The organism is Methanobrevibacter sp., assembly GCF_045130115.1.
GTDB lineage: Archaea > Methanobacteriota > Methanobacteria > Methanobacteriales > Methanobacteriaceae > Methanocatella.
Genome location: NZ_JBGUPC010000058.1, coordinates 1 through 18,928 on the forward strand (window position 1 = coordinate 1; position 18,928 = coordinate 18,928).

Consider the following 18,928-nt stretch of genomic DNA (forward strand, 5'->3'; position numbering starts at 1 on the left):
TTTAAAAGTCAAATTAGCAGTTCCGGTCCATAATAAAACACAAACTTTTGGAATGAATAGAATCACAACTAATTTAAATGGTATTCCTGCTATTGAATCTGAACTGGTTACAGCATAACATTATTCATTACATCTTAACAACCTGATTTTATAATTATTTAGAAAATAAATTTGTATCAGAGTTGCAATGCTTGAAATCGATAAGTATCTGAACTTTTTATAAGTTTTATACGAATTGTTCGTATTTTTCATCGAAAATACGCATATGAAGAGTTTTTAGTTGAAGAAATACTTAAAAATAATAAAACAAGGATGAGAATCCTTGTGTTCATTGTATTTTTCTAATTTTTTGTTTTCTTCATCATGTACATGTCATTGTTTTCATAAGAGTCATTACTTAAAAAAACATGGTGAAAGTTGAGAATATAAGAACGGTTGGCCTAACAATCAATGGTCGAATAAGATTACATATTTATACTAAAAGAAATATTATAATAATATAGTTAAAATCCATTGCCTGGATTACTTTTTCAGATAGTTCTTTTAGACGTGTATCCGAGTGGTCAAAGGAGTAAGATTCAGGGTCTTATGCATTAGTTGCTACGTGGGTTCGAATCCCACCGCGTCTATTTCTTGTTTTTTTAACTTTTTAAGAGTACATTGAACCTTAAATACTTTATATGAACTGTTTTATTGTTGTAAATTTTTGTTGTCATATTTAAAGTGATATTAAAAATCCTCTATTTGATTCTAATTACAATATTGTTTAAACCCAGTATTTGGGAATAATCAATTTTTTGCGAAATATTGTTTAGAATGGCGATATTGGATGCCATATCTTCATCTTCCATTACATTTACGCATTCGCCCGAATATTTAATTGAAATTAGAATATACTCTCCATTATCCCTAATAATTACATCAATTAGATCTATATTCTCGTTAATGTTGATGATATGGACAATCATATCCTCAATCACCATACTTACAAGAACGGATAATCTGTCGTCGTTAAAGGATTCCTGAATGTTTTCAGATAATTTGACCGCATCCTCAACATTTCCATCAAGGGTGAATTCAAACACTGTTGCGTTTTCATGTTTTTTAATCAGGAAAAATCCGGAATAGTCATTATTGCTTTTGCGGGCCATGATTTTGGAATATATGAAAATAAACAATAAGGTTGCAAATTCAGATACAACAAGAGAAACCCAAAATCCTTCCGCTCCCCATAAATAAGCAAAAAGGTATGCAAACAGTACAGGGAAAATCAATCCTTGAATGAGAGTAACTATATTTGCCAATTTATTGTATTGAACAGACTCTGCATAGAACATGTACAGGCTATTGACTGCAAATGCAATGAAGCTAATGGAGAATATCCTTATCACGTTAATTATTGTTGGAATATCGGCAGGGTTATTTACATTGAATATGAACAATATTATTTGTGGGAATAAAATGAATAGTGCTGAAAAGAATACTCCAAATACCATTACAATTTTAAGGGATCTCCGGGTTACATAATCCACACCGGTGAAATCCTCTTCTTTATAATAGACGGCAGCAATCGGTAAAATTGATTGAACAGTACCTAAAATAAAAATATCCACCAGATACAATGTGTTATAGCACATATTGAATGCGGATAAACCTAACTCTCCTAAAATTCCAACAATTAAAGCGTTTAAAAATACCAGTCTTATTGTGGTATATAATGGAATTGAGGAAACAGATGAACCTGATTTACAGATATCCACAGCATAGCCAATTATTTCAGATGATTTGACCTTGATGAACTTCAATGTCCTGTTTGATTTGAAGAAGTATAATGTAATGTAAATTGCTGAGACAATATGGCCGATGGTTGTTGCCATTGCAGCTCCGGAAATGCCCAAATTCAAGAATTTCATTAAAATAACATCCAGAATGATATTAACCACATTGCAAATTAAAAATGCCCTAAATTGCATATTAATAAAGCCATCAGTTTTGATAAAATATGCCAAACATACCATATAACATTCAAATACTATTCCAAGTGCATAGTAGTAGAAATACTGGGTGACAAAGGGTTTTAATTGGTCGGTGTGACATAACAATTGGACATATTGGCCCTGAAATATCATAGTTGACAGCGTCATAATCAGCCCGACAATTATAATTCCAATAATCGAAATCGTGAAATATGCATTTCCTTTCTTCTCATTAAATTCTGCTTTTGCCATCGTGCATAAGATGCTGCCTCCCAAACCGATTAGCCAGTAGATAACATTAATAAAAGCAACAAAAGGCTCAATGCTTTGAACAACAGACAAGTACAGGGATCCCATAAACATGCTGATGAAGAACGCGTCAACAAGCACGGCAAAATTGCCGGCTATTGAAGCCATCAATGTCGGGAAAAACAATTCCCTGAACTTCCTGTTCAACAAGTCAAAATTTCGCTCGTATGTCATAATATCCAGTTTTATACTCTTGATGCAATAATCATTCTATTTAATTTATGCAGAGGCATTTCTATTTTAAAATCCAACACTTTAACTAGTGCTTCTGCACCTAATCTGGAATTAGGCATATTGTCGTAGGTTGTTTTTGGAATAAAAACTAATCCGCCAAATTTGACCTTATCCAATATATTTAAGAATAATCGTGCAATTTCATCATCTTTTTTATCGACAAGGCTTCTGTTCAGGTTTATTACCACACAGTTGAATTTTCCTTTGACATCGTCTAAGTCTTCTTCTGTGACCTGGGATAAATCTAAATCATCATATATGTTTTCAGTGACTAAAAGACATGTTCCGCAAGGTCTTATGTCATTTATCAATGAAGAGATATCATTTTTAATTTTTTCTTCATCAATATCTACATTTTCATGCAATTCCTCACTTAAAACCAATTGGAAAGCTCGTTTTTCAACATCCCTTAAAAAGTCTACATCCTTTTGAACTTGAAGCGGATCTTCATGAACTAGAAAAACAGTTCCTCCTACGGTTTCCAAATCCTGGGTTTTGTGGAATATTTGAGGTTTTTTAATCGAAACGTCTGTTTTATAGAAACTTTTTAAATTAATTCCTAAAGAATCCATGGGGGATGATTTGGCGATTAAATCTTTTGGTACAATGAAATTTTTTACAACTCCCTGGGCAAATGGATGATAGCCTTTCAAACGTTCCAGATTAAATTTTTCGGGATTCAGATAGCAATCAAGTGAACTGTCGGTTTCATGCTGGCCTGAAATCATATCCAGGAATTCTGCATCCATACTGCTTCCATGGGGTCGGCAATTCACTTCAATCAAGACAGGCCCTTTTTCATCAACCATATATTCGCCATGGACTGGTCCATATTTGATTCCTAAGGCATCAGCAACATCAAATGCATACTCAACAAGTTCTGCCTCACCGATTCCCAATTCGCTAACAGTTATATCATAATCATATATATTTCCGCCTTCGGAGGTTTTAATCTTATTGTATTTCCAAACTAAGGTTACTCGATGAACCCCATTGCATGAAACAGTATCAACAACATATTCCTGCCCTTTGATGCGTTCCTGAATGACGAGTTCTGTCAATTCATTTCCATAAACGCCTGTTAAATTGAATACCTCTTTTACCGCATCAATCATTTCATGTCTGTCTGAGCACAGCCTCACACCTACAGATGCCGCACTGTATATGGGTTTTACTACAACTTCCTTTAGGTTTTCTTTATCATAATATTCAATAGCCTCATCCAAGGACCTGACAACCTGCCCCTTGATTGAACGCAGATTGTTTTTGGCCAATCTGTTTTGCATTTCGTTTTTTAAAGTTATTGCATCAATATTTTCTATGGGATTGCATAACAGATTCAAGTCATTTGCCAATTTTGTGGCCAGTATCACCCCATCCTCGGTACCGGGGACAATAACTGCCGGATCAAATTTTCTAACCATCTCAAGCGTTTCTTCATATGAGTCTTTCTCATATATCAAATCAAAGTCATTTTCAATCAATTCATATTCCCTTTTCACTTCTTCCTGATAAATCAATGCATCTTCGGAATCTCCAAAAGGCTTCATTTCTAAAACGATTGGATTGCAATTTCTATCGATAATGTCTTGAACATAATTTTTGCCTGTAGACATGCACTGAACAATAATAATATTTCTCATGAAAAAACACCTATCAAGTATATTATAATATATTTTTGTCTTTCGATATATTTATAATGTAATTTGTTTTTTTAATTGAAAAAATTCATAATTTCATGTTAAATGCAATGTTAAAAAGAGAATTTAGGTTAGTGTTGAATCGTAGGTATCACAATTCTTTTATGAGTTTTATAGCAGTATTTCTTCATATCCTTTTCTTATTTCTTCTTTAAACTCATCATCTCTTAAATCGCCTTCCAGTTCATATAATCCGAAAATTACCATTTCATATAAAATTTTATTCATTTTTTTGCCTTTTTCGGTAAGGTAATATTCAGTGTTTCTTTTTGAATCGTCGTCGATGACTTTTTTAGAAATCAGTTCCTGATTTTCCAGGTATTTTAAAGTGTCAGACAAAACGACATTACTTAATGTTGGCTTGTCTTCCTTAAATTCATTGAAATGCTTTTTACCTGCAAACAAGTCCTTCATTATTCCAAAAACCCATTTTCTTGAAAGCAAATCATTAACACAATTTATCTAAATGATGCAAGAATGCCATGACCTCTTCAAGGTCGTGGATGAATTGCAAGTTGAGTATACTTTTATTTTATTAACTTTTAAATAGTTATTTTGTTATAATACTAATTATGAGTAGTAATTTAAATAGGAATCAACATTCAGTATACATATTAACTTATCATTTAGTGTTGGTAATTAAATATCGTAGAAAGGTGATTAATGAAGATATTTTTGATTCATTAATGGTTGTTTTTGAGAATGTTGGTTTTAATTATGGTATTGTGGTTAAAGAAGCGAATTGGGAGGTTGATCATATTCATATTTTATTTGAAGCCAAACCAAGTACTGATTTGGTTAAATTTATTAATTCTTATAAAAGTGCAAGTAGTAGAATAATAAAAAAGCAATTTCCTGTTATAAAAAAGAGTTTATGGAAAAGTGCTTTCTGGAAAACAGGTTATTTTATTACAACAACTGGTGGGGCAAATATTGAAACTATTCGCCAATATATAGAAAGACAACGAGAAAAATAATAAATATATTAATAAATTTCATGACTAATATTACTTTTCAAATGCTCTCTCTCATTTTCTTTATATATGGGTTGTTTACTAATATATTAAACATGTCAAGTTTAATTGGTGAAAATAATTGTTATGGGGGAGATCAAGAGGTAACTGAGTCGGTTAAGGTTAGATTATATCCTACTGATAAACAAAAATGTAAAATTAATCAAAATATTGGCAATAGGGGTTTTATTTGGAACAAAATGCTTGGAAAAATCAAACATGAAAATGTGAAACCCACAATGAAAAACTTAAATAATATCCTCAAGGAACTACAAATTGATTATCCATTTCTTAAAGATAGTGAATCTTCTAGTAGACAGCAGGTTTTCATTGATCTTATACGAGCATATAATAAACATAAGAAAGAAGGTGCTGGATTTCCTAAATTTAAATCCAGAAAAAATCCAAATAGTTCATTCAGGATACAGGCAAACAACAATAACATCAGGTTAAATGTGCGAAAAAACAGAATACATGTGCCAACAATCGGTAAAATTAAATTCAGAACAAGCAAAGAATATAAACAAAAGATACATGAATCCGAAATCAACAATATGACAATCAAATATGAAAACGGCATATACTATGGAATACTAAACATTAACACCAAACATACTCCAATGAAACACTGTTTTGAAGCAATAGGCATAGACATAGGCATTAAAAGACCATTAACATGCAGTGACGGTCTAAAAATAGAAGAACTAGACCTAACAAAGGAAGAAAAAAACATTAAATACTACCAACGCGAAATGGACAAAAAAGAATATGGTAGCAATCATTTTCTAATTGCTCAACAAAAATACTGGAAAGCAGTAAACAAAAAAATCAACAAAAAGAATGATTATTATCACAAAATCACAAACGATATTGTAAAAAACAATCAGGTAATAGCAATAGAAACGTTAAATATTAAAGGATGGTTTAAAAATAGTCGATGGGCTCCTAAATTGCAGAGAATAGCATTATATGAGATAATAAGACAACTGAAATACAAATCCAAACGAAATAAACGTGAAATAATTCAGGTGGGAAGATTTTTTCCTTCAAGCCAAAAATGCAGCAACTGCGGATACCAATACTATGATTTAGAATTAGGTGAAGAAGACTGGATTTGTCCTGAATGTGGCAAACATCATGACAGAGACTTAAATGCTAGTATTAATATAAAAAATGAAGGATTAAGATTAATCCTAGAGGAAATAATAAAGACAATCTTTGTAAGGGATTGTCATGGCCTGCGGTGCGCGGGTATCGGCTCGACAATATTAACATTTCACTCCAGTAAGAATATGTTAATTAATCGAGAATCCCCAACTTCTTAAAAGTTGGTGGAAGTTCAAGAGATTATGGATCTGGCCAAAGCTGGTAAAATAACAGTTCAAGCTCAAAAATATCCATTCAGTAAAGTTCTTGAAGCGCTTGATGACTTAAGAAATGGAAGAGTTGAAGGTAGGGCCGTTATTACATTTGAAGAATTTGACGAATAACTTTAAAGGACTTTCAATGTCCTTTTTTTATTTTTTTTCGGCCAAAATCATAAATTAAATCGAAGTTAATATAATTGACATCATAACTTTTTAGGTCCATCAGATCGAATTTTTTGTTAAAGTTTTAGTGGTAAATAAAATAAGCATGCGAACTATATTGTTCGTAATATACGAACTATTTTGTTCACTTTAAACGAACAGTTCGTATTCTTTTTAGCTTTACTATTATAAAATGTTCATATTTATTGTTATTTTATTAAACACCCGTTTCATTTTCATTTTATAGTTACCTTTATTAAGCAATAATTTTAGATTATATTATAAGCAATGGAGGATTGCCAAATGAACGAACAAAAACCAATACAAATATTCTCAAATCTGAACGATAACGTTGGTGTCAATGTTGTAAAAAGTCCTGTAAAGCTAACAATTCTAGAAATGCTGAGAGACACTGAAATGGAATTTGATGAAATAGTCAATAACACCGGAAAATCAAAATCAACCGTTTCAGTTCATTTAAAAAGCTTAAGGGAAAGTGGAGTAATCTCCTATAGGTTACATCCAAAGGATAACAGAAAAAAGATATTCTACATAAACTCAAAATACCTCGGTTCAGTCAACATAACCGAACCTAAGGAGATTGAGGAAACCCAATCAGACTATATAATTAAAAACATCATCCAAAATGATGAGGAATTCTCAACATTACTGTTCCACACATTAAAGGCAATGCTCATCCAGGAAGGAGTAAACATAGATCCAATCCTCCAGGCAACCGGAAACAGCATAGGAAAGTCAATTTTTGGCATGCTATATGATGACGACTTGGATGTTTTCATGGAAAACATTGCTAATTACTGGCAAAGAAAAGGCCTTGGAAAATTAACTTTCAATGTCGGCCAAATAATCAAGGTCACTACATATGACTGTTTCGAATGTAAATTGCTCCCAAGGACAGGCAAGCCTGCATGCTTTTTGGACACTGGAATATTAGAAGGGCTATTCAGCGAATTCTTTAATTTGCCAGTTAGCGTAATCGAAATCCAGTGCTATACAATGGGTGATGAAAAGTGTGTGTTTGAGATAGAACCTCAACACATCAAAGCATACTAATCATCGCTGAATTTAATGATGGTGGTTGTCAGGTAAGGCTTTTCATTAGAAAATCCTTCAATTATTTTTTCATTTTCACGTGTACAGTTTTGAACGGAATAGATTTCCTTAGGTCTGTTTTTTTCTTCGATTGTTGATTCCAGCTTGGAAGTGTTTCTTGACGCTTTCATAAGAACAATGGAATCGCTATATTCAAGGACTTCTTCTAACCTGTCGTCAATTTTAGGAACAATAGTCAAAATATCGTTTTGCTCTACCAGTGCCTTGTTTCTTGCAGCTGCACAGGCGGTAAATGAGGTAATTCCAGGTATTGTTTCAATTTCATATCTGTCAATAAGTTTCTTTTGCACATATGAGTATGTGCTGAATATTGAAGTGTCTCCAAGGGTTATGAATGCAACGTCCCTTCCGCTGTCAAGATACTGTGCGATCATTTCTGAAGCGCTGGTCCATATCTTTTCAAGCTCTTTTTTATCTTCAATCATTGGAAAAATAGGTTCGACTAGCATCAATCTTTTATAATCTTTTCTCTCTTCAAGTATTGGCTTGACAATGGATAATGCAATACTTTCCTTTTCTTTTGATGATTTTGGTGAGAATACTACCGGAACAGTTTTTAAAACTTTAGCGGCTTTCAAGGTTAATAATTCAGTATCTCCAGGTCCCACACCAATTCCAATCAATTTTCCTTTTTTAACCATATAATCACTTTAACATTTTAAATACAATTTTGCAAAATACTTGTCTACTACTTATTTATAGTACTACTTTACTAATATATTTTTGATGTCAAATTCTATGTTTTGTCCAAATTGTGGAATGTTAAAAAGTAATTGCGTTTGTGGAAAATACACCAATGAAAAACCTAAGGGTCCAACTAACCTCTTTAGTTTTTCTAAGCCTAGAAAATCATCCATTTTGGATGATGAGATTCCTGAGGTGTATTCGGTTGACGATTATCAGCAGGATGAAGGAACCGCAGCGTACCTTAAAGAAATCTATCCTCACATTGACGATGAGATAATAGTCAATTTCCCATTCGAACAGCCAAGACTTGGACAATTGGAAATCATACAGGATATTAACGATGCAATCAAAAAGGGATATAAATATATCATTTTGGAAGCCGGAACAGGAACAGGCAAATCCGCAATAGCTACAACCCTTGCAAAAATGTATGAATCAGCTTACATATTGACCATGACAAAGCAGCTTCAGTCCCAGTATTCCAATGAATTTGCTTTCCCGCTGGTTAAGGGAAGGGGAAATTTTGCGTGTTTGCACGGCAATTTGGAGACAACATGTGATATGGGGGACTGCAAGACCGCTCCAACATCCAGCAAGTTTTTCTGCCCTTATGGGGTTGCCAAGAATCCGACTTTGGATGCGGAGCTCGCCTTTGAAGATTCATTTGGGGGAACAGTATTTTACCAGTCAGAAGCCCACTGTCATTACTGGAATCAGAAGGCCAATGCCATAAACTCCCCGATAACACTGATGAATTACGATTATGCGATTGTCGAGCTGAATTATGTTAAGCATTTCGGAACAAGGTCCCTTCTGATTTTAGACGAAGCCCACAACATCGAAAACAAGCTGATGTCTACAATGGAGCTGACACTGTATAACCGGTCTCTTGAAAAGGACATTAACAAGACAATGTCAGAATCACTTTTAAAAGACGGCGAAATTGAAGATTGGATAATGGAAATCGATGCAATCAGGGAATCCTACGAAGAAATAGAGTTAAAGGATTTGAGCAAAAACAAGGCAGACAGAATCAGATCAACAATTGCCCGCCTCAAGACCCTCAAGAACAACCTTGAAAAGGAACCTAAAAATTGGGTAATCGACACTGACGAAACAAGCGTCTGCTTCAAGCCGCTGAGGGTTCACCATTATGCCAAAAGCAACCTGTTGAAATATGGGGATGTCGTCATATTTATGAGTGCAACAATCCTGTCCCACAAGATGTTTTCCAAATGGCTGGGCCTCAATCCAAATGAGGTCTATCATATAAAGGTTGACAGTCCATTTACAAAGGAAAAAAGGCCAATAATTCTTAATCTGGCAGGAAAAATGTCTGCAAACAGGATAAAAAATACCGCTCCGAAGACAATTCCAATATTGCAGGAAATCCTAAAGAAACATGAAGGCGACAAGGGATTAATTCATACCCACAGCTATAAATGCCAACAGTACATTACCAACAATCTCTATAATTCCAGGCTGGTTTCACATACCTCTCAAAACAGGGAGCAGGTATTGAACTTTTTTGAAAAGGATGACAATCCATTGGTTCTGGTATCTCCATCAATGAGTGAAGGTGTGGACTTGCCGTATGACAAGTGCAGATTTCAGGTAATCTATAAGATACCATTCCCATATCTCGGAGATAAGCAGGTCAATATGCGCATGAAACGGGATAAGAAATGGTATGCATATAAGACTGTCATGACACTGATGCAGGCTTACGGACGTGGTATGAGAGCGGAAGATGATTCATGCTACACATACATAATTGACAGTGACATCAACATGCTGTTTAAAAGTCCAATGTACAGGTCATTGATTCCTGACTTTTTTAAGGAAGCAGTTGTTCGCGTTAAAAAATAAGCGGACCTGGAGGGATTTGAACCCTCGATCTTGGGATCCGAAGTCCCACGTCATTCCTAACTAGACCACAGGCCCTGCATTAGAAATATTATTTTTTTTATTCTTCTCTTTCTTTTGTATCGAGTGATATTATTTCTACATCTTCGATATCTTCGACTTCAGCAAAAATGTCGTCAATTGATTCGCTTTCAAGTTTTGCATGCTCATATTCAATTTCTTCAATTTCCTCTTCAGTCAAAGTTTTTTTAGCAGGAGGCAAATCATCGATATTATCTTTGAATTTAACTTGTTTGCTAGAGGCGGTAGGTTTTTTGAGAGAAGTTTTCAAATCATTCACGTCAAATTCGCCTATTTTGTAAGAGTCTTTGTCTAGGGGAATTTTACTTTTTGGTATTGGTTTTTGTGACGGTTCTGCATTTTGTGTGGTATTGTCATCTTTTTCGGATTTCTTATCATTATCTATAGTATTTATACTGCTTGTAATATTTTCAAAAGGATTTTTAACATTAAATAATTTGTATATTCCGAAAATAAGTAAAAATAATCCTAATATTAAGAAAATAACAAACATGAAACTACTTTCACCGGCAACAACATTGTCTATGACTCTATCACTGCGTGATTGAAATATGACTACTGATATGATGATAAAGATAACTCCTAGAATGCAGCCTATGATGGCCAAAATAGGTTTGCCTCTAATCTTTGCATGGAGGACGTTGTCAAAGTTTTCACTAATCTCTCCAACCAAATCTTCTTCAAACTCATCATTTTCATCGTTATTGTCTGTATCGACGCTTTTTGGAGTTTTAATTACATAATCTTCATTTATTGGGGTTTCTTCTAAATTAAGAGCATCGTTGTATTCATCATCAGGGCGATATATGAATTCGTCATCTATTTCCGGATTTTCAAAGTCATCTTTAGGTTCATTAAGATAATCGATTAATTCACTGTCCTCTTCCATTTGCTCTAATGATTCGTCAGTGACGTTATCAATCATGTCTTTTAAATCGGAAATCCTATGCTCTTTTTCTTTAGAATCTTTCATGAGAAAACCTCTTAGTCGTACGCTCTCCAGGTATGTTTACATTTTGTGCATGTAAAAATACGGGTAGGAGCCTCATCTGCACTACGAGTTTGTAACATTTTATAAGTAGCTTTATCGTGTCCACATTCAGGACAGGTTTCATTAGTAACTGGGCCGACGTCTACATCTTCTCCAAGCATTTTAACGGTTTCTTCTGCTTTAACATCTTCTGAAACCTTGTATTCTTTAGCATCATCTAACTCATTTGAGTATCCGCATTTATTGCATTTTAAAATGCCGTTGTTTGGAAGCATCATGGCCCCACATTCAGGACAAAATTCCATTTAATCTCCTCAATTAATTATATGTAAATAATATTTTTCTTAATCTATTTAAATATAACCTTAAAAGCTCATTTTATTGACTTTTTTTAAACAATCATTAATAATTTGTCTGTGGTCAAAGGCAATATCCATTTCGCTGATTTCATCATATGAAAAGACACCGATTTCTTTTGCATCACTGTCCGCTTTTCTAGCGTTCAAATCACCTTTTGCTGTAAATGCAACAGTAACCGTATGTCTCCTTGGGTCTCTGTCAGGATTGGAATAAACATTGACCAAATCAATCAGTTCAACGTCTATGCTGGTTTCTTCTTTGGCTTCTCGAATTGCTGCGGTCTCTACACTTTCACCATATTCGACAAATCCTCCCGGAAGCGCCCAACAATCCTTATATGGGTCATTCAATCTTTTGATTAAAATAAAATTAAAATCCTCATCAAAAATAAATATGTCGGCTGTTAGGGAGGGGGTTTTATATTTTGACATTAAACCACATTAAAAAATAAAGTTTTGAAGCTATAAAGCTTCATCAATAAGTTGTTTAAAATCAGAACTTTCTTTTTGTAATTCTTCTGCTGCTTTTTTCAATACGCTTCTAGGTCTTTTTCCTCTTTTTGTTTTAATGGTCATTTGTGGCTTTCCAGTAAGAGGGTGGTCGATATTGTATACAGCATATTCAACATCTGGATCTTGCATTAAGACATGTCTTAAAGCATTAAAAACTCCATGACTTTCATCTTCAACTTCAAAAGTGAGTTCTAAAGTTTTATCCTCAATAATTTTAAAATTTTCCATTTTATCAACCTTAATTAATCATTAACATAGTTTTTAGAGACTTTACGTCTTTCTTTTTTGTTACAAGTATTGCACTGAAGCTCATTATCTTTTTGTGTGGTGTGCATGAAATCTCTACAGCGGGTACACATTGCCTTTAGGACTCCACAATCTTCGTCAACTGTTCCTAAATCAACATTGTCTCCAGTTATCTTAACAACTTTTGCTTGGACGATGTCTCCAATTCTAAAAGCATCAGACAATTTTTCCAAATAATCTTTTTTAGCTTGTGAGATGTGTATGGCTCCCATATATGGTAAGGCCAATGGTCTGCCATTGTCTTTCATACATTCGATTTTCACGTTTGCCCTTTGGGGTTTGATATCAGTTATTTGGCCATAAACGGTATCTCCCACTTTCAAAAGAGCTGGTTTTGCATCTGACACAACAGAAATAACCTTCATTTTTTGATTAATTTTAACATTTCCAAGTACTGCTGATTTGATGTCGCCATCATCGTCATAAGTACCTTCCCCTGGCAGATATTGTTCGATTATTCCTAATTTATCTCCAGGCATTACTATTTTTTCGTCTTCTATACTCATATTAAAATCACCAAAAATATAAAAATTTCTTTAATATAATAATTTTATTGATGTTAATATTTAAAAGTATTCATATATGGAGTTTAGTATAATTGTATCAACTATACAATATCCAAGAAATAGTCTAAAAATAAATGTTGGGAGTTTCAGTTCACTCCCAAAAAATTAACTAAAATGTTTATTTAATGATTATTTTTTTACTTGCACTGGATGATTTGTAATAACCGTTTCCTGCAAATTTGACTTTTGCTGTGTATTTGCCTTTTTTAGTTAATTTTTTAATTTTAAAAATAGCTTTACCTTTAGAATTGGTTTTAGCAGTGTAAGTTTTACCTTTTATTTTTAAGGTAACTTTAGCTTTTTTAATGGCTTTACCTTTATTATTTTTTAAAATAATAGCATATTTTTTTGTTTTGACTTTAGCTTTGAAGGTTTTCTTTTTAGCAGTCAATTTGGAAGCTGCTTTTGTGATTTGTATTTTATTTTTTCCAATCACATTATTATATTCAGTATAGATATAATGTGTGCCCGCTGCCAGATTCAGTGAGATAGTTGCATAACCATTCTCATCTGTCCTTCCAACATAATCCTTGTTATCCACCGTAAATATCACAGTTTGCTGCGCTACAGGATTATCTCCATCAAGGACTTTTATTTTAAAGGTAGTTGCTCCGGAATAAACCTGCTTTATATCTTTGGCTTCAAAGGTAATTTTTGAAGTTTTTCCTCCGATCATATCTAAAATAGCAGATATATTGAATGAACCGGTTCCATTACCTGTCATGTTCATTATTTTGGTTAAATTGAAACTTGTTCCGTTACCAAAGGTCATATTACTATTCAATAGGTCTGATATATTGAAGGATGAACCATTTCCTAAGTTTATAGTACTGCCATTCAATAAGCTTCCTAAATCAATAGTTGTACCGTTACCGAAATTAAATGTAATGTTTGAAAAATCAAATTTAGTACCATTGCCTCCAGTTCCGAATGAAAAGGTACCTTCACCTAAACTGGAATCTGCGCCACTATCATCAACGGATAAAACTGGTTCGTCAATAGTGTCTACATTTTCTTCTAAAACAACATCATTTTCAACAGCCATATTTTCTTCAACATTATCTATAGATTGAACATTATCCATATCTTCAGTGATTTCAACAACATCTGTTAAATTATCTGCAGCACTTGATGCACTGATGATACACAATGAAATTAAAATCATTAAAATTATAAATAAACTTTGTTTTATTTTCATTTTTTCTCCTCCTATATTGAATACATATTATTTATATTGGCATATATATAAATATTTTTGAAATTTTCTATTTTTCTCTTAAAAAAATTAAATACATAATTAAAAAATAACATTTTAAAGAATAATTATACAAATTGATATAATAAAATAAGTAATTTTAAATAAATTTTAAAATAAAAGAAAAATTTTAGAGTTTGTCCATTACTCTCTAAAAATTAAAACATTTTAATAATAACACAGGGTTTTTTCCAATTATGCATATCTTTCATGGAATAAAATCTCATCCAACTGATAGTTTTCCCATTCACGCTTGTTCAGTACAATTTCCAATTCTTGTGGTGTTAATAATGGTTTTTTATACATTTGAGAATCGTCAATAGCTATTCTTGGACATGCGCTTACAACAAATGCGTCCAATTCAAGATATGGAAGCAATGCATCGGGGGTGACATTGTCCATCAGTATGATATAGCTTTCCATGTTTGCATCTTCAAGAATCTTTTTGATTTCCTTTGCAAGCATCATTCTGTATTGTCCTTCTTTTGAGGATACAAGAATGCCCCATTTTTTGGCTGAACGTGCTTTTGTAATTCTTGCAAAGCGTATTCTTAAAATCCTGTCTGCAAATTCATCCATGCTTCTTATTTCTGAGTTGTATGGGTCCAAAGCTATTACAGGCGCTTTTGAAAACATCTTGATTCCCAATGGATGGAAATTTCCGCTGCCGATAAAGAGTATAACATCAACTTCCAGGTCCTTGATTGATGAGAAATTACAGCCCAAAACCTGTCCCTTTCTTGTTGAGGGGGATGATCCAAGAATAACTTCCTTGCCGTTGTCCTCCAGGAAATCCCTTGTCTCATTTAGAAGGTGCAGGTGTTGTGTTGTTGTTACGAGCCCGATTCTTGAGTAGTCCTTCAATGTTTCCAGGCATTTTTCGAGGTCCTTTTTGATGTCGATTTTTGAGTATGCCTCAATGAACAGTGTGGGCACTTCATATTTCAATGGAAGTGGTGTATGGCCGTAGTGAACAATCAAATCCACAGAACCCTTCATTTTCCAGTCGCTGACATCGCATGCTCCAAAGCATGGATCTCCTGAGATTACGACAATGGCATCAGTTTCTGCTTCAATTGCTCTGGCTATTTTTGTCGCCTGTGTTTTAAGACCCTCAGGAAACTGCAATCCTACCGTTTTGGCATCGATTGAGTTGATTTTTCGGATTACCTTGTCCAGGTCCATTTCATACATTGACATTTTAATCTTCGATTGTGCTTTCAATGACTACTTTGCCGTCAATGACGTCCAATTTAACGATAGACAGCACGTCAACTCCGGTTTCTTTTTTGACGATTTTTTTGCCTTCTCCCTTGTCGATGATGGCAACTACGGATTTCAAGTCAAGGCCCATATCGGTTAATGTCCTAATCAGTGCCACCAGTGTTCCGCCGGTACTTACGACATCGTCAATGAGCAGAATCTTTTCGCCTTCATGTAAGTCATTGACATACAGGTTTGATGAGCCGTAACCGGTTTTCTGATAAACTTCAGTTTCGCCGGGAAGGCCATATTGTCTTTTACGGATTACTACAAAAGGGATGTCTGTTGCAAGGGACAATGCGGTTGCCAGGTGAATTCCCATAGCTTCAACCGCAACTATCTTATCAATATTTAAGTCTGCATACTTATGAACAGCAAGAGCTAATTCTCTAAGCATTAAAGGGTCCATTGCAGGAACACCATCACTTATAGGATTTACAAAGTAATTGTAATCTCCTTTCTTAACAATTGGGGATGCTTCCAATGATTTTATTACTTCTTCTAACATAGTACTCACACGAAAATTATTAAAACTTGTTAAATATAAATATATCTTAATATAATAATTAACTTTTCTAAAGATGTGATTACTATGCTTGGAAACTTAGGTGAAAATCTTACTAATACGATGAAGAAATTAGTAGGAATGTCAGTCATTGATAAGAAAACAATAAAGGAAGTTGTAAAGGACATACAACGTGCATTAATTCAATCTGACGTTAATATTAAATTAGTTTTAGATTTATCAAAGAAAATAGAGGAAAGGGCTCTTGAAGAGGAACCTCCAAAGGGTATCACTCCAAGGGAGCATGTCATTACAATTATCTATGAAGAGATGGTCAACCTTCTGGGCAGCGAAGCCGCAGGCCTTGACATCAACGACAGGCCGTATAAGATTCTGTTTTTAGGTTTGCAGGGTTCAGGTAAGACCACCACAATAGGCAAGTTGTGCAGGTATCTGCAGAAAAGGGGTTTCAACCCGGCTGTCGTATGTACAGACACATGGAGGCCGGCAGCTTATGAGCAGTTAAGGCAGCTTACCGAAGAGATGGATGTGCCTCTTTATGGAGATCCAAACAACAAGGATGCCCTGGACTTGGCCAAAAAGGGTCTGCAGGAATTCAAGAACCGTAAGGTCATCATTTTCGATACCGCAGGAAGGCACAAGGATGAGGCTGACCTCATTGCCGAGATGGATGAGCTGGACAACATCATCAATCCTAACGAAGCCATTCTTGTGATTGACGGAACAATCGGTCAGCAAGCGGGCGAGCAGGCAAAGGCATTTTCACAGGCAACCGACATCGGTTCAATCATCATTACAAAACTGGACGGTTCAGCAAAAGGTGGGGGTGCAATGTCAGCGGTTGCAGAAACCGGCGCTCCAATCAAGTTCATCGGTACAGGTGAACGTGTCGACGACTTTGAACCATTCGACCCTGAAAGGTTCATTTCAAGGCTGCTTGGTATGGGAGACATAAAGTCCCTTATCGAAAAGGCTGAAGAAAACATTGATGAGGACATTGCAGAAAAGACCATGAACAACATGCTCACCGGTAAGTTCACATTGATGGACATGAAAAACCAGTTTGAGATGATGAACAGCATGGGTCCGATGCAGCAGGTGCTCAATATGATTCCCGGTATGGGAAACAAGATTACAAAAGAAGCTTCCAAAATGACCGAGGACAAGCTTGAATCCTATAAAATCATGATGTCTTCAATGACTGAAGAGGAAATGCTGAATCCGAAAATCATAAAGCAGTCAAGAATTCAAAGGATTGCCCGTGGATCCGGTCATCAGGAAAGTGATGTCAAGGAACTGCTTAAGTATTACAACAACACCAAAAAGACAATGAAAGGAATTGGAAAACGTGGAGGACGTCTTAGAGGCGGAGCCATGAACCGTATGATGGGCCAATTCATGCAGAGATAACATGAGATTAGCTGAAGATATTCTAAACCTGGCAGACGGAAAGATCTGCAAACATTGTCTTGGACGCAAGCTATCCAAAACCATAGAAGGCTCCAACAACATCGAACGTGCCGACAAGGTATGTGAGGAGCTGGGCATTGATTTGGATGGTGTCGACTGCGTGATTTGCAATAACATTTTTGATAAGCTTGATGATGATTTATATGATAAAATCGATGCCAAAATCAACCAGCTGGGCATCGAATTCAATACCTTTTTAGTAGGCTCACAGATTCCAAAAGATATCCAAAAGCGTGACGAGGAAATGTTTGAGGAATTTGATTTAGGTGTTGAAACCATCAAAAAGGAAGTCAACCGACTCATAGGCCTTGGAATTTGGGAAAGGTATGACAAGGAAGCCGAATTTGAAAGGCAGGACATTGTTTTTAACATTGATTTGAGAAACGAACCTAAAGTGAGAATCCAGATTAATCCATTATATATTGAGGGAAAATACAATAAATATAAGCGAGGTATCCCTCAAACCAAATGGCCATGCACCAAATGTAAGGGCAGAGGCTGTGAAGAGTGCAACGGAACAGGTAAACAGTATCCCGAATCCGTTGAAGAGTTAATTTCCGAGCATTTCTTAAAGTTAACCAAAGGAAAAGAGGCAAAATTCCATGGAGCCGGTCGTGAAGACATCGACGTGCTGATGCTTGGTTCCGGCAGGCCGTTTGTCCTCGAGATAAAGGAGCCGAGAATCAGAAATCTGGATTTGGCGAAATTGGAGGATGAAATCAATAAGGTCAATGAATGCAAAACAGCATATCATGGCTTAAAGCTCTGTGAAAGGGGCCGTAAAGCTGAAATAAAACAGTCTTCTCCTGATACCTACAAGATTTATGAAGCAATTGTCGAGTGTGACGAGGCATTTGATGAGGATAAATTGGAAGAGCTGACAAAATTAAATGAAATTCACCAGCAAACCCCATTAAGGGTTTTGAGAAGACGGACTGACATGGTTCGTGTAAAACATGTATTGGACTTATCATATGAGGTAATAGATGAAAAGTCATTTACCATGAGGATAAAAACCGAAGGCGGATTGTACATCAAGGAACTGATTTCCGGCGATGAAGGAAGAAGCAATCCCAATGTAAGTGAAATTTTAGGCGTAAATGCAGTTTGCGCCCAATTGGATGTAATCGAAGTAAGCGAGAAATGATAA

At 34.9% G+C, this 18,928-nt stretch carries 19 protein-coding genes and 2 tRNA genes; 8 read left to right on the top strand and 13 right to left on the bottom strand.

Annotated elements, in window-relative coordinates; genetic code table 11:
• Positions 1-545: 545 nt before the first annotated feature.
• Positions 546-629: transfer RNA gene (locus tag ACJMML_RS09695), tRNA-Leu, on the top strand.
• Positions 630-740: 111 nt separating this feature from the next.
• Here the strand turns inward: ACJMML_RS09695 and ACJMML_RS09700 are convergent.
• From ACJMML_RS09700 to ACJMML_RS09710, 3 genes are all read right to left on the bottom strand, one after another.
• Positions 741-2,459: an MATE family efflux transporter gene (locus ACJMML_RS09700; RefSeq protein ID WP_405307118.1), complete on the bottom strand. Its 1,719-nt coding sequence runs from the start codon at positions 2,457-2,459 to the stop codon at positions 741-743.
• An 11-nt stretch (positions 2,460-2,470) separates the two neighbouring features.
• A complete protein-coding gene (locus ACJMML_RS09705) occupies positions 2,471-4,162 on the bottom strand; it encodes an ATP-grasp domain-containing protein (protein WP_405307119.1) in 1,692 nt (563 codons plus the stop codon).
• A 168-nt stretch (positions 4,163-4,330) separates the two neighbouring features.
• On the bottom strand, positions 4,331-4,663 hold the full coding sequence (locus tag ACJMML_RS09710; RefSeq protein ID WP_405307120.1) for a winged helix-turn-helix transcriptional regulator: 333 nt from the start codon (positions 4,661-4,663) through the stop codon (positions 4,331-4,333).
• Between the two features lie 128 nt (positions 4,664-4,791).
• Here ACJMML_RS09710 and tnpA point away from each other — a divergent pair, with 128 nt between their 5' ends.
• The 4 genes from tnpA (at position 4,792) to ACJMML_RS09730 (ending at position 7,835) form a co-directional block, all read left to right on the top strand.
• A complete protein-coding gene (tnpA, locus tag ACJMML_RS09715) occupies positions 4,792-5,196 on the top strand; it encodes an IS200/IS605 family transposase (RefSeq protein WP_296867951.1) in 405 nt (134 codons plus the stop codon).
• A 92-nt stretch (positions 5,197-5,288) separates the two neighbouring features.
• A complete protein-coding gene (locus ACJMML_RS09720) occupies positions 5,289-6,557 on the top strand; it encodes an RNA-guided endonuclease InsQ/TnpB family protein (RefSeq protein ID WP_405307121.1) in 1,269 nt (422 codons plus the stop codon).
• 6 nt (positions 6,558-6,563) lie between these two features.
• The gene (locus ACJMML_RS09725) at positions 6,564-6,722 is read left to right on the top strand and encodes a zinc-binding dehydrogenase (RefSeq protein ID WP_405307161.1); all 159 of its coding nucleotides are present in this window, start codon (positions 6,564-6,566) and stop codon (positions 6,720-6,722) included.
• Positions 6,723-7,064: 342 nt separating this feature from the next.
• Entirely contained in the window at positions 7,065-7,835 is a 771-nt protein-coding gene (locus ACJMML_RS09730; protein WP_405307122.1) for a V4R domain-containing protein, read from the top strand.
• Here ACJMML_RS09730 and cobI read toward each other — a convergent pair.
• Entirely contained in the window at positions 7,832-8,536 is a 705-nt protein-coding gene (cobI, locus tag ACJMML_RS09735; RefSeq protein WP_405307123.1) for a precorrin-2 C(20)-methyltransferase, read from the bottom strand. The two genes, ACJMML_RS09730 and cobI, sit on opposite strands and share 4 nt — an antisense overlap.
• A gap of 85 nt (positions 8,537-8,621) precedes the next feature.
• On the opposite strand from cobI, the gene ACJMML_RS09740 reads away from it, so the two are divergent.
• A complete protein-coding gene (locus ACJMML_RS09740) occupies positions 8,622-10,451 on the top strand; it encodes a helicase C-terminal domain-containing protein (protein ID WP_405307124.1) in 1,830 nt (609 codons plus the stop codon).
• A 1-nt stretch (position 10,452) separates the two neighbouring features.
• On the opposite strand, the gene ACJMML_RS09745 is transcribed toward ACJMML_RS09740, so the two are convergent.
• The 9 genes from ACJMML_RS09745 to hpt all read right to left on the bottom strand — a co-directional run bounded on the left by ACJMML_RS09745 (position 10,453) and on the right by hpt (position 16,290).
• Positions 10,453-10,526, bottom strand: a tRNA-Arg gene (locus ACJMML_RS09745).
• A gap of 22 nt (positions 10,527-10,548) precedes the next feature.
• Complete coding sequence (locus ACJMML_RS09750) at positions 10,549-11,502, bottom strand: topoisomerase IV (protein ID WP_405307125.1); 954 nt, start codon at positions 11,500-11,502, stop codon at positions 10,549-10,551.
• 11 nt (positions 11,503-11,513) lie between these two features.
• Positions 11,514-11,825, bottom strand: coding sequence for a transcription factor S (locus tag ACJMML_RS09755; RefSeq protein ID WP_405307126.1), 312 nt, complete (start codon positions 11,823-11,825; stop codon positions 11,514-11,516).
• 60 nt (positions 11,826-11,885) lie between these two features.
• A complete protein-coding gene (locus ACJMML_RS09760; RefSeq protein WP_405307127.1) occupies positions 11,886-12,311 on the bottom strand; it encodes an NUDIX domain-containing protein in 426 nt (141 codons plus the stop codon).
• A gap of 30 nt (positions 12,312-12,341) precedes the next feature.
• The gene (locus ACJMML_RS09765) at positions 12,342-12,620 is read right to left on the bottom strand and encodes a DNA-directed RNA polymerase subunit L (protein WP_303739409.1); all 279 of its coding nucleotides are present in this window, start codon (positions 12,618-12,620) and stop codon (positions 12,342-12,344) included.
• Positions 12,621-12,634: 14 nt separating this feature from the next.
• The gene (locus ACJMML_RS09770) at positions 12,635-13,204 is read right to left on the bottom strand and encodes an exosome complex RNA-binding protein Csl4 (RefSeq protein WP_330026713.1); all 570 of its coding nucleotides are present in this window, start codon (positions 13,202-13,204) and stop codon (positions 12,635-12,637) included.
• 178 nt (positions 13,205-13,382) lie between these two features.
• On the bottom strand, positions 13,383-14,462 hold the full coding sequence (locus ACJMML_RS09775) for an Ig-like domain-containing protein (RefSeq protein ID WP_405307128.1): 1,080 nt from the start codon (positions 14,460-14,462) through the stop codon (positions 13,383-13,385).
• 252 nt (positions 14,463-14,714) lie between these two features.
• Entirely contained in the window at positions 14,715-15,719 is a 1,005-nt protein-coding gene (gene dph2 / locus ACJMML_RS09780; protein WP_405307129.1) for a diphthamide biosynthesis enzyme Dph2, read from the bottom strand.
• 1 nt (position 15,720) lies between these two features.
• Positions 15,721-16,290 (bottom strand): hypoxanthine/guanine phosphoribosyltransferase, encoded by a 570-nt coding sequence (hpt, locus tag ACJMML_RS09785; RefSeq protein WP_405307130.1) that lies wholly within the window; start codon positions 16,288-16,290, stop codon positions 15,721-15,723.
• A 78-nt stretch (positions 16,291-16,368) separates the two neighbouring features.
• On the opposite strand from hpt, the gene ACJMML_RS09790 reads away from it, so the two are divergent.
• Both ACJMML_RS09790 and ACJMML_RS09795 read left to right on the top strand, forming a co-directional pair.
• Entirely contained in the window at positions 16,369-17,718 is a 1,350-nt protein-coding gene (locus ACJMML_RS09790) for a signal recognition particle protein Srp54 (protein ID WP_405307162.1), read from the top strand.
• Position 17,719: 1 nt separating this feature from the next.
• Positions 17,720-18,925: a tRNA pseudouridine(54/55) synthase Pus10 gene (locus tag ACJMML_RS09795; RefSeq protein WP_405307131.1), complete on the top strand. Its 1,206-nt coding sequence runs from the start codon at positions 17,720-17,722 to the stop codon at positions 18,923-18,925.
• The last annotated feature ends 3 nt before the right edge of the window (positions 18,926-18,928 follow it).

Bases quoted from the DNA above. Each gene is read 5' to 3' on its own strand.
- ACJMML_RS09770 (WP_330026713.1), bottom strand. From the start codon at position 13,204: ATGAGTATAGAAGACGAAAAAATAGTAATGCCTGGAGATAAATTAGGA.
- cobI (WP_405307123.1), bottom strand. From the start codon at position 8,536: ATGGTTAAAAAAGGAAAATTGATTGGAATTGGTGTGGGACCTGGAGAT.
- hpt (WP_405307130.1), bottom strand. From the start codon at position 16,290: ATGTTAGAAGAAGTAATAAAATCATTGGAAGCATCCCCAATTGTTAAG.
- ACJMML_RS09775 (WP_405307128.1), bottom strand. From the start codon at position 14,462: ATGAAAATAAAACAAAGTTTATTTATAATTTTAATGATTTTAATTTCA.
- ACJMML_RS09705 (WP_405307119.1), bottom strand. From the start codon at position 4,162: ATGAGAAATATTATTATTGTTCAGTGCATGTCTACAGGCAAAAATTAT.
- tnpA (WP_296867951.1), top strand. From the start codon at position 4,792: ATGAGTAGTAATTTAAATAGGAATCAACATTCAGTATACATATTAACT.
- ACJMML_RS09755 (WP_405307126.1), bottom strand. From the start codon at position 11,825: ATGGAATTTTGTCCTGAATGTGGGGCCATGATGCTTCCAAACAACGGC.
- ACJMML_RS09730 (WP_405307122.1), top strand. From the start codon at position 7,065: ATGAACGAACAAAAACCAATACAAATATTCTCAAATCTGAACGATAAC.
- dph2 (WP_405307129.1), bottom strand. From the start codon at position 15,719: ATGTCAATGTATGAAATGGACCTGGACAAGGTAATCCGAAAAATCAAC.
- ACJMML_RS09750 (WP_405307125.1), bottom strand. From the start codon at position 11,502: ATGAAAGATTCTAAAGAAAAAGAGCATAGGATTTCCGATTTAAAAGAC.
- ACJMML_RS09740 (WP_405307124.1), top strand. From the start codon at position 8,622: ATGTCAAATTCTATGTTTTGTCCAAATTGTGGAATGTTAAAAAGTAAT.
- ACJMML_RS09795 (WP_405307131.1), top strand. From the start codon at position 17,720: ATGAGATTAGCTGAAGATATTCTAAACCTGGCAGACGGAAAGATCTGC.
- ACJMML_RS09765 (WP_303739409.1), bottom strand. From the start codon at position 12,620: ATGGAAAATTTTAAAATTATTGAGGATAAAACTTTAGAACTCACTTTT.
- ACJMML_RS09760 (WP_405307127.1), bottom strand. From the start codon at position 12,311: ATGTCAAAATATAAAACCCCCTCCCTAACAGCCGACATATTTATTTTT.
- ACJMML_RS09700 (WP_405307118.1), bottom strand. From the start codon at position 2,459: ATGACATACGAGCGAAATTTTGACTTGTTGAACAGGAAGTTCAGGGAA.
- ACJMML_RS09720 (WP_405307121.1), top strand. From the start codon at position 5,289: ATGTCAAGTTTAATTGGTGAAAATAATTGTTATGGGGGAGATCAAGAG.